This is a genomic window from Streptomyces monticola, from assembly GCF_042665355.1.
GTDB classification, from domain to species: Bacteria; Actinomycetota; Actinomycetes; order Streptomycetales; family Streptomycetaceae; genus Streptomyces; species Streptomyces monticola.
On the sequence record NZ_JBHTCF010000003.1, the window covers coordinates 327,548 to 341,346 of the forward strand.

The window sequence follows — 13,799 nt, forward strand, 5'->3', positions numbered from 1 at the left end:
GGCACATGGAGTTCGTCGTCTTCATGACCCTGCCGGGCCTGGTCATCCTGCTGACCCTCGTGGCCTTCGCCGACCAGCTGCTGATGCGGGCGGGACGGGCCGGGGTGCTGCCGTGGCGCAACAGCGCACGGCAGGGGCAGATCTCCGCGACCGGCTTCGAGCAGCTCCACGCGAGCTTCTCGCCGGGCAAGCAGAACGAGCTCAAGGAGCGGCAGTCGGCGCTGCTGCAGCGCGACGACGAGGAGGACGGTGCGCCGCCGCACCGGACCAGCGTGGATCTGGACGGCGGTACGGCCGTGGTCCGGCTGCCCGGAACGCCGTAGCGACCGAGGGGCCGTAGGGACCGGCGGCAGTCGCAATGATCTGCCTCTTGGCATGCTTGAAGGCATGAGCAGCATGAGCACCTCGAGCAGCGGCCCGCACGGCGCCCCCCACCCTCTCGCCCGCACCTCCGTCGTCTTCGATCTGGACGGCACGCTGGTGGACAGCGAACCGAACTACTTCGAGGCCGGGCGGCAGCTGCTCGCCCGGCACGGCGTCCCGGACTTCAGCTGGTCCGACCATGAGGAGTACGTGGGCATCTCCACCGCAGAGACGCTGGCCCTGTGGCGCGAGAAGTACGGCCTTACGGCGCCCCTCGAGGAACTGCTCGCCGAGAAGAACCGGCGCTATCTGGAGCTGGCCGCCGCCGAGACGCACGCGTACCCCGAGATGCGGGCCTTCGTGGAGTTGCTGCACGCGGCAGGGGTGCCGATGGCCGTGGCCTCCGGTTCCTCGCGCGCGGCGATCACCGCGATCCTGCGGGGCACCGGGCTCGACGCACTGCTGACCACCGTCGTCTCCGCCGAGGAGGTGGAGCACGGCAAGCCGGAGCCGGATGTCTTTCTCGAAGCGGCCCGCCGGCTCGGTGTGCGGCCGGCCGACTGTGTCGTCATGGAGGACGCCGCGCCGGGCGCGGTCGCCGCGCACAAGGCGGGCATGCGGTGCGTCGCGATTCCGTATGTGGCGGCGAGCGCGGACGATCCGGCGTTCGCGACCGCGGGGCTCCTCTTCCCCGGCGGCCAGGACGAGTTCACGGCGCGGGCCGCGTACGACTGGCTCGTGCGGACAGCTCCGTCTTCCTGATCTTTCCGGTGGCGGTGAGCGGCAGGTCGTCGAGGAGTTCCACGACGGGCACTTTGTACGTCGCCATAGTGGCGGCCGCCCAGTTCCGCAGCTCGTCGGCGGTGAGCGCCGAGCCGGGTCGGGTGCGCACATACGCGTAGGGCCGCTGGCCCGTTTCCGGGTCGTCGACGGCGACCACGGCGGCGGCGAGGACCTCAGGGTGCCGGGCGAGCAGCGTCTCCACTTCGGCGGGGAAGACGCTCATGCCCTTGACCTTGATCATGTCCTTGTCGCGGCCGAGGTAGTGCAGACAGCCGTCCTCGTCGAGACGGCCGATGTCACCGGTGTGCAGCCAGCCGCCGCGCAGGGCGGTGGCGGTGGCCTCGGGCGCACGCCAGTAGCGGGTGAGGACGGACGGTCCGCGGACGAGGATCTCGCCGGGTTCGCCGAGCGGCAGGGGCGCGCCGGTGGCGAAGTCCGCGACGAGGATGTCGGTGCCGGGCACGGGCAGTCCGCAGAACGTCGAGTCGGGGGACAGATCCCGGTCGCCGTCCTGGAAGCCGAGCGTGTTGGTGTCGCTGGTGTGGGTCTCGGTCATGCCGTACGAGGCCTCGCGCAGCACGCTGCCAGGGTGCGTCGACTCCCGCCAGCGGTCGCGCAGTTGAGGGCTGAGCTTGCGGATGAAGGAGACGGTCAGCGGGGCGGTGAGGCTGCTCAGGTCGCGGTGGGCGCAGTCGGGGCGGCCGAGCAGGTCGAGGAGTTCGAGGTAGTTCTCCACGGTGCCGGCCATGGTGGTAACGGCATGCTGCTCGATCGCGTGCAGGGCTTTCTCCGGGTCCCAGCGGGCGAGCAGGACACTGGTGCCGCCGGAGACCAGCGGCGCGAGGATGCCGAGGTTCTCGCCGGCTATCCAGAACACGGGCAGGTAGCAGAGAGAGACGATGCCGCCGTCGCTCGATGCGGGAGCCGCGCCTTCGCCGGGTGCGGGAGCCCTGCCCTCGCCGGGTGCGGGAGCCCTGCCCTCGCCGGGTGTGGGAGCCCCGTCACCGCCCGGCGCGAGCGTGCGGCCGTTGTCGATGGCTGTGGCCGTGTAGATCATGTGGCGCTGGGTGTGCTCGCAGCCTTTCGGGAGGCCGGTGGTGCCGCCGGTGTAGTTGAGGGCGGCGAGTGCGTCCAGGTCGTCGGCGATCCGGCCGAGCGGCGCGTGGGCGAGGGCTGTTCGCCAGGCCTCTCCCCCACCCTCCGGGCCGATGCCTTCCGGGCCGATGCCTTCCGGGCTGACCGGCAGAACCCTGCGTACCGCGGTCTCCGCCCGCACCTCGTCGAGCAGCGGCAGCAGCGGCTCGGCCGCGATGACCGTCTCCGCGCCCGAGTCGGCCAGTTCGTGACGGAGTTCGGCGGCACGGAACATCGGGTTCACCGGAACGTGCACGGCTCCCAGCCGCAGCACGGCGAGCATGGCGACCACGAAGTGCGCGGAGTTGGGCAGATGGACGGCGACCCGGTCGCCGGGCCGCACTCCTCGGGCCGCAAGCCAGCCCGCCAACCGGTCGGTGTACGCGTCGAGTTGGCGGTACGTCGTGGTGGACCCCGCGAACACCACAGCGGGCTTGTCCGGGGTGAGCCGCGCCCAGTGCCGCACGTATCCGGCGACCGGAAGCTCGCCCGCGGCGTGCACGACCGTGCCGCGCTGCCGGCCACGCCGCGCCGCTGCCTGGCGGGCGCGCAGGTCGCCGAGGTGCTTCTCGTACGCGACGGCGAGATTCTCGCCATGCACAGGGGGCACAGTGCGTCTCCTTCGGACGGCGGACGACGGTCGGGGTCAACGGACGGCGTTCGACGGACGACGGGCTGATGCGGGCGGCCCGGAGCGGTTCAGCGGTGCGGGGCGACTCCCAGCAGATGGAGATACATGACCGTCACGTCGCGTACGGCCTTGCTGTACGCACTCGGCCGCCCGGCCGTAAGCCGGGCGAACTGGACCGACATGCCGCCGACCGCACGCGCCACGGCGAGCGGTTCTGCGACCGGTGCGGCCCGGCCCTCCGCGGCGAGGCGGCGGATGTAGCGGGCGTGCCGGCGTACCGGACGCTCCTGGATCTCCTGCCACAGCGCGGCCACTTCGGTGTCGGCCTGCGCCTGCTGTTCCACCAGGCGCAGCAGCGGCAGATGCTCGGCGTAGGCGGCGATGAACGCGGCCGTCGAGGCCTCGGCGACGGCGTGGGCGTCGTCGAGGTCGACTCCGGGCACGTCCTGCGCGGCGAGGAACGCGTCGCGTACGCGGGCCGCGAGCACCCGGAACACCTCCTCCTTGGAGGCGAAGTAGACGTAGAAGCTGGCCCGCGACACCTCGGCCTGCGCGGTGATGTCGGCGATGGTCGCGGGGCCGTAGCCGCGCCGCGCGAAGACGGTCTCGGCCGCGTCGAGGAGGCGGCCGCGGGCGGGGGTGTCGCTGCGGTCGCGGGCGGTACGGGTCGCCCAGGCCTTGTGAGTGCGTGCCACGCGGCGAGCATATTGACGTTGATGTCAATGTCAATGAGCATGGCGGCGCCGGGGCGGGTCCGCCCGGGACGTGAGTGCTGGAGGGGTTGGGTTCATGGGGTCTGCCGCCGTACTCGTCGCCAACCGGGGCGAGATCGCCGTCCGGATCGTACGCGCCGCCGCCGAGGCGGGTCTTCGCACGGTCGCGGTCCACGCCGAGGACGAGGCGGCCGCGCGCCATGCCCAACTGGCGGATGACGCAGTGGCGTTGGCGGGTACGGGCCCTGCGGCCCATCTCGACGGCGAAGCCGTCCTTGCCGCCGCGCGCCGCACCGGGTGCTCCCTGCTGCACCCCGGCTACGGCTTCCTCAGCGAGGACGCCGGCTTCGCCGCGCGGTGCGAGGACGCCGGGGTGCGGTTCGTGGGGCCCGCGCCGGAGGTCCTCGCTCTGTTCGGCGACAAGGCGCGTGCCCGCGCTCTCGCCGTGGACCTCGGCGTGCCGGTCGTGGCGGGCACCGACGGGCCCACGACCCTGGCCGAAGCCGCTCAGTTCCTCGCCGGGCTCGGCCCGGACGCCGCGGTGATGGTGAAGGCGGTCGCGGGTGGCGGCGGCCGCGGCATGCGGGCCGTACGCGGTGCGGACGAGCTGGCCGGGGCGTGGGAGCGCTGCCGCTCGGAGGCGCTGCAGGGCTTCGGGCGCGGCGAGTTGTACGTCGAGCGGCTGCTCGACGGTGCCCGGCACATCGAGGTGCAGATCGCCGGGGACGGCACCGGCGCCGTCACGCATCTGTGGGAGCGGGACTGCAGTGTGCAGCGCCGCCACCAGAAGCTCATCGAGATCGCCCCGGCTCCCGATCTCCCGGCCGCGGCCCTGGACCGGCTCCTGGAGTGCGCCCTGCGGATGGCCCGCGCCACCCGCTACGGCGGGCTCGGCACCTTCGAATTCCTCGTCAGGGGCGAGGAGTTCCACTTCATCGAGGCCAATCCGCGGCTCCAGGTCGAGCACACGGTGACCGAGGAGGTCACCGGCGTGGACCTGGTGCAGGTCCAACTGCGCCTGGCGGCCGGGGAATCCCTCGGCGACGTAGGTCTGTCCGCTCCCCCGCCGCGTCCTCGCGGCTTCGCGGTCCAGGCGCGGGTCAACGCCGAGTCCGCGCTGCCAGACGGCACCGTCACCCCTTCGTCGGGCACCCTGTCGCGGTTCGAAGTCCCCACGGGGCCCGGCGTGCGGGTGGACACGGCGGCCCGTACGGGCGATGTGGTGGGGGTGCGCTACGACTCGCTGCTCGCCAAGGTCGTCGCGCAGGTACCGGGCGGCGGCTTCGCGGCGGCCTGCGCACGGGCGCGACGGGCGCTCGGCGAGTTCACCGTGGAGGGGGTGCGGACCTCGATTCCCTTGCTGCGTGCGGTTCTTGACCATCCCGCGTTCATCGCGGGCGGGGTCGGCACAGGTTTTGTCGGGGCGCATCTGGGCGAGCTCCTCGCGGCCGCCGACGACACCGTGCCCCCGGGCGGCGGGTCGGGTGCGGTCGCCTCGCACGAGAACGGCGCGGTCACCCCGCACGGGAACGGGACAGTCACCCCGCACGGGAACGGCACGGTCACCGCACCCATGACCGGCACCGTCGTCACGGTCGACGTCGCCCCGGGCGAAGAGGTGCGCGCCGGACAGCAGCTCCTGGTCCTGGAGGCGATGAAGATGGAGCATGTCGTGCGCGCCGACGCGGCCGGCACCGTCATCGCCCTGCACGCGCGCGTGGGCGAGACCGTCACCGAGGCGGAACCTCTGGCCGTACTCGACGTGATCGCGGACTCCGCCACGGACGAGGGCGGCGAGCCGGACACCGATCCCGGCATCATCCGCCCCGACCTGGCGGAGGCGTTGCGGCGGCACGCCGTCGGCCTGGACGAGCAGCGCCCCGACGCCGTCGCCAAGCGGCACGCCATCGGCCGCCGTACGGCCCGCGAGAACATCCAGGATCTGTGCGACGAGGGCAGTTTCACGGAGTTCGGCGCCCTGGCGATCGCCGCGCAGCGCCGTCGCCGCTCCCTGGAGGACCTGATCGTCTCCACGCCCGCGGACGGCATGGTCACCGGCACCGGGCGGATCGACGGCGCCCCGTGCGTGGCCATGTCGTACGACTACACCGTGCTCGCGGGCACCCAGGGGCTGCAGAACCACCGCAAGACGGACCGGATGCTGCATCTGGCCGAGGAACGACGGCTGCCCGTGGTGCTGTTCGCGGAGGGCGGTGGCGGCCGTCCTGGCGACACGGACACCACCTCCATCGCGGGGCTCAATGTGATGACGTTCCATCAGATGGGTCGGCTCAGCGGTCTGGTGCCCCTGGTCGGCATCGCGAGCGGCCGCTGCTTCGCCGGTAACGCGGCGCTGCTCGGCTGCTGTGACGTGGTCATCGCCACGCCGGAGGCATCGATCGGTATGGGCGGCCCCGCGATGATCGAGGGCGGCGGGCTCGGTGTGCACCGGCCGCAGGACGTGGGCCCGATGGCGGTGCAGGTGCCCAACGGCGTGGTGGACATCGCGGCGGCCGACGAGGCCGACGCGGTGCGCCTGGCCCGGCGCTATCTGTCGTACTTCCAAGGGGAGCAGGGCAGTTGGGAGGCGCCGGACGAGCGGCTCCTGCGGCATGTGGTGCCGGAGAACCGGCGGCGTGTGTACGACATCCGCGCCGCGGTCACGGGCCTTGCCGACCATGACTCGGTCCTGGAGCTGCGCCGCGGCTTCGGCACCGGTGTGGTCACGGCGCTGGTGCGGGTCGAGGGCCGGCCGCTCGGGCTGCTCGCCAACAACCCGGCCCACTTGGGCGGCGCGCTCGACCGGGACGCGGCGGACAAGGCGGCGCGCTTTCTGCAGCTGTGCGACGCGTTCGGCCTGCCGGTGCTCTCGCTGTGCGACACCCCGGGGTTCATGGTCGGCCCTGACGCCGAACGCACCGCGACGGTACGCCACTTCGCCCGGCTCTTCGTCGCCGGCGCGAATCTGAACGTGCCCGTGATCGGCCTGATCCTGCGCAAGGCGTACGGCCTGGGCGCGATGGCGATGCTCGGCGGCTCCACCCGGGCGCCCCTGGCCACGGCCGCCTGGCCGAGCGGCGAGCTGGGAGGTATGGGCCTGGAGGGCGCGGTACGGCTCGGCTACCGCAAGGAGCTCGCGGCCCTCACCGATCCCGAGGAGCGGGAACGCGCCTTCCAGGAGCGGGTCGCCGAGCTGTACGAGCACGGCAAGGCGGTCAACGCCGCGGCGGCCCTGGAGATCGACGCGGTGATCGACCCGGCGGACTCCCGGCGCTGGATCCTCGCCGCCCTGGACGGATGGCGGGCCGAGCCTCGCGGCGAGGGTCCGCGCCGGGGTTTCGTCGATACGTGGTGAGAGCGACCCCGGCCTGGAGCCTGGGGGCGCGGAACTCGGGGCTCGCCTGGCTCAGCTGTCGCCGGCGGCGCGCGTCGTGGGTGTGAGGCTGCGCGGGAAGCGGGGCTCGACGACGGGGCGCAGGACACGGCGAACCGGCGCACTGGAAAGGACCAGCGTCACCGCGACGCTGAGCAGCGCCAGGAGCACGGCCGCGGTGGCACCGAGACGGGCGAGCAGCTCGTATACGCCGTACGCCTTGCCCGCCTGTACCAGCAGTCCGTGCACCAGAAACGGGAACATGGTGGCCGCGCCGAGCGCGGTGAAGGCGGTGCGGCGGCCGGGCACGAGCGCGAAGAACGCCACGATCAGGGCGGCGGAGACCCCGAAGAGCGCGAGCCGCATCGCGACGTAGGCGAGGGAACCGGTGTGCAGTTCGGCGTGGTTGGCGCGCATGTACAGCCAGTTGGCGTTGATGTGCGGCGCGAGGACATAGGCCACGGCGACGGTCCCGAGCAGCACGCACGGCGCCCAGCGGCGCATCGCGCGGGTGCGGATCCGCAGAAAGTGCTCGGGCCGCAGCTGCAGGCCGAGGACGAACCACGGCAGGAACATCAGCACGCGCGGCAGCGCCAGGTCGTAGCCCATGCCGGTCAGGCCCGCGGCGAGCGAGAGGGCCACGGAGACGGCGACGGGAAAGCGCACCGCCTGCCACACGGGCACGGTGAGCCGCCACAGGAACAGCGCGATCAGGAACCAGAGCAGATACGTCGGTTCGGTGGGCGTGAGGGTGAAGGACGCGCCGGAGACCAGGGCGTAGCAGGCCTTGTAGGCGACGGTGAAGACCAGATAGGGCACGAGGACGCGGGCGATCAGTGTCCTGATCTGTTCGGCGCTGCCGGTGAAGCCGCGCGAGAAGAGCCCACAGAGGAGGATGAACGCCGGCATGTGGAAGAGGTAGACGACGGCGTAGGCGGCCTTGACGGTCTCCATGTCCCGTACGAGAGCGGCCCAGTTGTGGCCGATGACCACCAGCACGACGAGCAGGAACTTGGCGTTGTCGAAGAAGGGGTCGCGTCCTGAGGAGGCGCTTCCTGACGGCGGATGCGGCCGGGTCTGGGTGAGATGGCGGCGCAGTGGGGCAAGGGGCGCGGAGAGGGTCACCGTACGGCTGCTTCCTGTGGTTCTTGATCCTTTCCCTCTGTGAACGAGACGGGGCCGCCTCAGTCCCTGCCCGGATCCGGCCGGTCTGCGTACGGCCACATCGGCTGGGGCTTGCCCATGCCCATTTTGGTCGATGCCGCCCTGGTGAACGCTGCCGTCCCTCTTGCCAACTCCCCTGCCGAGCGGGATGCTCCGGGCCGCAGCTTGATCGCGGCCGTGCGGCCGCCGTCACCATCGGAGGACGCCTGTGAGCATGCGCCATCTCCGGCCCACCGCCGACACGCCGCCGCCCGTCGAGCCGGAGAAGGCCACCGTCGACGGCACCGTGCGCGAGGCCGGCGTCCCTCATCTCGTGCCGCCCGCCGCGTGGGGCTCGCTCGCGGACATCCCCTTCGACAACGCGCGCGACGCGCCGCACGAGTTCGTGCTCAGCCGCAAGCGGCCCGACGGCACCTGGCGGGACGTCAGCGCGGAGGCCTTCGCCGCCGAAGTGCTCGCCGTGGCACGGGGGTTGATCGCCAAGGGCCTGAAGACCGGCGACCGGGTCGCGATCATGATGAGCACGCGCTACGAGTGGACGCTCTTCGACTTCGCCGCGTGGGCCGTGGGCCTGGTCACCGTGCCCGTGTACCCGACCTCTTCGGCGTACCAGACCCGCTGGATCCTGCAGGACTCGGCGGCCGTCGCGCTGCTCGTGGAGACGGAGGCGCAGGCGGCCTCCGTCGATCTGGAGCGGGACCGGCTTCCCGACCTGGGGCGGGTGTGGACCCTGGAGCGCGGCTTCATCGACGAACTCATGGACGAGGGCCGGGACATCCCCGCGCACCAGGTGCACGAGCGCCGCACCGAGCTCGCCCCCAAGCACATCGCCACGCTCATGTACACCTCGGGCACCACGGGCCGCCCCAAGGGCTGTGTGCTGACGCACGGCAACTTCCTGGCCGAGGTCGACAACGCCATCGAACTGCTCTACCCGGTGTTCAAGTCGGTCTCCAAGGAACCCGCGTCGACCCTGCTGTTCCTGCCGCTGTCGCATGTGTTCGGACGGATGGTGGCGGTGGGCTGTCTGCGGGCGCGGGTACGGCTCGGGCACGGCACGAGCATCAAGACCGAGGAACTCCTCGCGGATCTCGACGGGTTCAGGCCCACGTTCCTGCTCGTCATCCCGTATGTCCTGGAGAAGGTCTTCCACACCGGCCGGGCCACCGCCGAGCAGATGGGGCGCGCCTCATCCTTCGACCGGGCCGCGCGGATCGCCGAGCGCTACGGCCTCGCCCTGGAGCGCGCCCTCAACGGCGGCCGCGGCCCCGCCCTTTGGCTGCGGGCCGCCAGGCAGCTGTACGACCTGCTCGTCTACCGCCGGATCCGGGCCGCGCTCGGCGGCAGGGTGCGGTACGCGATCTGCGGCGGCTCCCGGCTCGGGCGACGCCTCGCGGCCTTCTACGCGGGCGCGGGCATCGCCGTCTTCGAGGGGTACGGCCTGACGGAGACCACCGCGGCGGCCACGGTCACCCCGCCGCTGCGCCCCCGCTTCGGCACGGTCGGCTGGCCGCTGCCCGGCACCCGGATCCGGATCGCCGACGACGGCGAGGTGCTGCTCAGCGGCGGCCAGGTGTTCTACGGCTACTGGGACGGGCCGAACTGCACGGTGATCCCCGCATCCCCCGACGAGTGGTTCGCCACCGGCGACATCGGATCGCTCGACGACGAGGGCCACTTGACCATCACCGGGCGCAAGAAGGACATCATCGTCACCTCCTCGGGCAAGAACATGGCGCCCGGCCCGCTGGAGGACTGGCTGCGCGCGCACCCGCTGATCGGGCAGTGCCTGGTCGTCGGCGAGAGCCGCCCCTACATCACGGCGCTGCTCACCCTCGATCCGGACGGCATCGCGCACTGGCGGAGGATGAAGCACAAGGAAGACCTGCCGCTCGAACAGCTGGTCCACGACCCGGAGCTGCGCGAGACGCTGCGGCGCGCCGTTGACGACGCCAACCGCCTGGTCTCACGCGCCGAGTCGATCCGTGAATTCACCGTTCTGGCGCAGGACTTCACCGAGGACGAGGGCCATCTGACGCCCTCCCTGAAGCTGCGGCGCTCGGCCATCGTGCGGGACTTCGCCAAGGAGATCGACGCGCTCTACGGACACTGAGCGGCGCGGACGCGGCGCGGGCGCGGCATGCCGCGCGGCGCGGCATGGCGCGGGCGTTGACACGTGTGCGGCAAGTACGCCGCACCGGCATGGCGTGAAATTACCCTTAAGTATGGCGTGACTTGTTACGCGGGCAGCAGTACGAACACGTTCCCATTCCTGTGAGAGTGAGGAACCTCACATGACGTCAACTGCCCAGCACAGCCCGGACCCAAAGGATGTGTCGCGCCGAAGATTCATTGCTGCAACTGGTTCTATTCTTGGGGTCTCGGTGCTCGGCGGTCACGCCGTGGCCGCCGAACGGCCCATCCCCGCACCGCGCTTGCTCGCCGACGGTGCCGCCGTCCCGGCCCTGGTGATCGGCAGCGGCTACGGCGGCTCCGTCGCCGCCCTCCGCCTCGCCCAGGCGGGCGTCGACGTGCACATGGTCGAGATGGGCATGGCCTGGGACACCCCGGGCTCGGACGGCAAGATCTTCGCCAACACGACCGCGCCCGACTACCGATCCTTCTGGCTGCGCACCCGCACCAAGCAGCCCCTGAGCAGCTTCCTCGGCTTCCCGATCGACAAGGACGTACCGCGCTTCACCGGTGTCCTGGACGCCGAGGAGTTCGCCGGCATCACCGTGTACCAGGGCCGCGGCGTCGGCGGCGGCTCCCTGGTGAACGGCGGCATGGCCGTGACCCCCAGAAGGGAGAACTTCGGCGCCGTACTGCCGACCGTCAACGCCGACGAGATGTACGCGACCTACTACCCGCGCGCCAACACGGGCCTCGGCGTCGCCCATGTGGACCCGGCCTGGTGGGAGAGCGCCGCCTGCTACCAGTACGCACGTGTCGGCCGCAAGCACGCCCAGCGCTCCGGCTTCCCGTTCGTCTTCGTGCCCAATGTGTACGACTGGGAGTACATGAAGCAGGAGGCCACCGGCAACGTCCCCAAGTCGGCCCTCGTCGGCGAGGTCCTGTACGGCAACAACCACGGCAAGAAGACCCTCCAGAAGACCTATCTGGCCCGGGCCGCACAGACCGGACGGGTCACCGTCTCGCCGCTGCACCGGGTGACTTCGGTCGCCCCGGCGGCGGGCGGCGGCTATACGGTCGCCATCGAGCAGCTCGACACCACCGGCGCCGTCACCGCCACGAAGGCCGTCACCGCGGACCGCGTGTTCTTCGCGGCGGGCAGTGTCGGCACCACCAAACTGCTGGTGAAACTCAAGGCCAAGGGCCAACTCCCGCTGCTGAACGGTGAGATCGGCAAGGGCTGGGGCGACAACGGCAACGTCATGTGCGGCCGCGCCAACCACATGTGGGACGCCACCGGGAAACTGCAGGCGTCCATGCCGACCGCCGGGATCGACAACTGGGCCGCGGGCGGCGCGTTCGCCGAGGTGGCGCCGCTGCCGACCGGGATCGAGACGTACGCCTCGTTCTATCTGTCGATCACCAGGAACCCGAACCGTGCCGCGTTCACCTGGAACGCTGCGGCCGGCCGGGTCGACCTGAACTGGCAGACCGCCTGGAAGCAGCCGTCCATCGACGCCGCCAAGACCATCTTCGACAAGATCAACGCCAAGGAGGGCACGATCTACCGCACCGACCTCTTCGGCGGCAGCAAGATCTGGGGAGACCACCTCACGTACCACCCGCTCGGCGGCGCCGTCCTCGGCAAGGCCACCGACAACTACGGGCGCCTGCACGGGCATGCGGGCCTGTACGTCATCGACGGCGCCCTGATCCCCGGCAATGCCGGCGTGAACCCGTTCGTCACCATCACCGCGCTCGCCGAACGCAACATCGAGCGCATCATCGCGGCGGACTTCTGAGCGGCTTCGCCTCCTGAAATCGCGGTACGCCCTGACCCTCCGGAACCCAGGAACCCAGGAACCCAGGAACCCGGGAACCCCGGAACCCGGAACCGGAAGCCGGAAACCTCAGTGACCGGGCAGCACGCACACGGCGTCGAGGCCGAGGACATGATTGAGCCGCCCGAACGCCAGCCAGGAGCCGAGGCACATGCTCAGCTCCACGATCTCCGGCTGGCTGTAGTGCGCGCGCATCCGGTCCCAGAACTCCTCGTCGAGTCCGTGGTGGTCCAGGGCGTACCGCTCCGCGTACTCGGCGGCGAGCCGGGTGCGGTCGTCGAAGACGGCGGTGGTACGCCACTGGGCCACCGCCTCGTCGAAGCCGTCCTCGACCTTGTCGCCGTCGCGGTCGGTGCGCCAGTCGAGACAGAACAGACAGCCGTTGATCTGCGCGATCCGCAGCCGCGCGGCCTCGAACTCGCGCAGCCCCAGGGTGGTGTGGGCGTACACGGCGAGGGAGAACTCCGCGGCGGCGGTACCGATACCGGGGACCATCTCCCCCCACACGTACGTGATCGGTTCCTTGCCCTCGGGAATGTCGATCTGCATGCGCGTCGTCACTTCCTTCCAAGGCGGCCGGCTGCGGGACGCAGCGGGACGTCGAGCGCGTCGTAGAGACCGGGTCCGGCCTCCACCAGCCAGTCGATGGCGTTCACGAGGCGGCCGACCGCGGTGGCGTTGCCGCCCGCGGACCGGTTCTCGCCCTCGTCGGTGGCCTCCACGGTGACCTCGATCCGCGGCCGCCCCTCGACGACCACGCGGTGCGCCCCGTCACCGCCGCCGGGCGCGACGGGCCAGTCCGGCGCGCAGGAGCGGTGGATACGGGTGACGTGCTCGATCACGATGCGGGGCTCGCCGCCGACGACGCCCTGCACCTCGAACCGCACCGCGCCCTGTGTCCCGGCCGCGAACTCGCCCATGGTCCTCGTGGTCACGGCCGTGTCGAGCGGACGGCGCTCCAACGTCTCGCGGATCTCGTCGACTTCGACCCCGAGCGCCCTGGCCATCAGCCGGATCTGCCCGCCCCACACCATCGTCGGAATGCCCTCGGCCAACATCAGCGGCTCGTAGTCCATGGGGTGCCCCATGCCGACCAGATGGCGCACCGACTCCTCCTGGTCGTACGTGGAGTAGTCGAAGATCTCCTGGCAGCGGACCGCGTCGACGCGCGTGCCGACCCCGGTGACCAGCAGCGGCAGGACGTCGTTGGCCCAGCCCGGATCGACCCCGGACACGAACAGCGAACCGCCGCCGTCGGCGATGGCGGCGAGCACCGGGTCACGGAACTCCGGCGGTGCGCCGCGCTGGTCGTAGAGCGCGTAGAGGGCGGGCGTGACGACCACGGCGCCGGCCCTGAGCGCGCGGGTGATGTCGTCGAGGGCCTCGTCGGGGCGCAGATCCCCCGACGCCGCGTACACCACCGCGCGCGGACGGGCGCCGAGCACCGCGTCCACGTCGTCGCGCGCCACGACACCGAGCATCCCGCCCGTGCCGTCGCCATCGCCGAGCCCCGCGAGATCGCCGGCGTCACGGCCGACCTTCGCGGGGTCGTGCACGAGGACATCCGTGAGCTCGAGCCCCGGATGGGCGTCGACGGCACGTATCGCCGCGCGACCGACATTCCCGGTACCCCAGACAACCGTGGAAATCATGCGCGGAGGGTA

Annotated in this window: 10 protein-coding genes; 5 read left to right on the plus strand and 5 right to left on the minus strand. The window is 71.5% G+C overall.

Annotated features, from left to right (window positions below; all coding sequences use genetic code 11):
- Positions 1-5 precede the first annotated feature (5 nt).
- Together ACFQVC_RS09905 and ACFQVC_RS09910 are read left to right on the plus strand one after the other, a co-directional pair.
- Positions 6-323, plus strand: a complete 318-nt coding sequence (locus ACFQVC_RS09905; protein ID WP_381829024.1) for a DUF6191 domain-containing protein — start codon at positions 6-8, stop codon at positions 321-323.
- 73 nt (positions 324-396) lie between these two features.
- Positions 397-1,125, plus strand: coding sequence for an HAD family hydrolase (locus tag ACFQVC_RS09910; RefSeq protein ID WP_381829536.1), 729 nt, complete (start codon positions 397-399; stop codon positions 1,123-1,125).
- Here the strand turns inward: ACFQVC_RS09910 and ACFQVC_RS09915 are convergent.
- Both ACFQVC_RS09915 and ACFQVC_RS09920 read right to left on the minus strand, forming a co-directional pair.
- Positions 1,073-2,890 (minus strand): AMP-binding protein, encoded by a 1,818-nt coding sequence (locus ACFQVC_RS09915; protein WP_381829026.1) that lies wholly within the window; start codon positions 2,888-2,890, stop codon positions 1,073-1,075. The two genes, ACFQVC_RS09910 and ACFQVC_RS09915, sit on opposite strands and share 53 nt — an antisense overlap.
- Before the next feature lie 89 nt (positions 2,891-2,979).
- Positions 2,980-3,606, minus strand: coding sequence for a TetR/AcrR family transcriptional regulator (locus ACFQVC_RS09920; RefSeq protein WP_381829028.1), 627 nt, complete (start codon positions 3,604-3,606; stop codon positions 2,980-2,982).
- A gap of 94 nt (positions 3,607-3,700) precedes the next feature.
- Between ACFQVC_RS09920 and ACFQVC_RS09925 the strand changes: the two genes are divergently transcribed.
- Complete coding sequence (locus ACFQVC_RS09925; RefSeq protein ID WP_381829030.1) at positions 3,701-6,979, plus strand: acetyl-CoA carboxylase family protein; 3,279 nt, start codon at positions 3,701-3,703, stop codon at positions 6,977-6,979.
- A gap of 51 nt (positions 6,980-7,030) precedes the next feature.
- On the opposite strand, the gene ACFQVC_RS09930 is transcribed toward ACFQVC_RS09925, so the two are convergent.
- Complete coding sequence (locus tag ACFQVC_RS09930; RefSeq protein WP_381829032.1) at positions 7,031-8,122, minus strand: acyltransferase family protein; 1,092 nt, start codon at positions 8,120-8,122, stop codon at positions 7,031-7,033.
- Between the two features lie 253 nt (positions 8,123-8,375).
- Between ACFQVC_RS09930 and ACFQVC_RS09935 the strand changes: the two genes are divergently transcribed.
- Both ACFQVC_RS09935 and ACFQVC_RS09940 read left to right on the plus strand, forming a co-directional pair.
- Positions 8,376-10,274 (plus strand): AMP-dependent synthetase/ligase, encoded by a 1,899-nt coding sequence (locus ACFQVC_RS09935; RefSeq protein WP_381829034.1) that lies wholly within the window; start codon positions 8,376-8,378, stop codon positions 10,272-10,274.
- A gap of 181 nt (positions 10,275-10,455) precedes the next feature.
- Positions 10,456-12,096 (plus strand): GMC oxidoreductase, encoded by a 1,641-nt coding sequence (locus ACFQVC_RS09940; protein ID WP_381829036.1) that lies wholly within the window; start codon positions 10,456-10,458, stop codon positions 12,094-12,096.
- A gap of 108 nt (positions 12,097-12,204) precedes the next feature.
- Here the strand turns inward: ACFQVC_RS09940 and ACFQVC_RS09945 are convergent, their stop codons facing one another.
- Together ACFQVC_RS09945 and ACFQVC_RS09950 are read right to left on the minus strand one after the other, a co-directional pair.
- Positions 12,205-12,684: a carboxymuconolactone decarboxylase family protein gene (locus tag ACFQVC_RS09945; RefSeq protein ID WP_381829038.1), complete on the minus strand. Its 480-nt coding sequence runs from the start codon at positions 12,682-12,684 to the stop codon at positions 12,205-12,207.
- An 8-nt stretch (positions 12,685-12,692) separates the two neighbouring features.
- On the minus strand, positions 12,693-13,787 hold the full coding sequence (locus ACFQVC_RS09950; protein WP_381829040.1) for an NAD(P)H-dependent amine dehydrogenase family protein: 1,095 nt from the start codon (positions 13,785-13,787) through the stop codon (positions 12,693-12,695).
- Positions 13,788-13,799 lie beyond the last annotated feature (12 nt).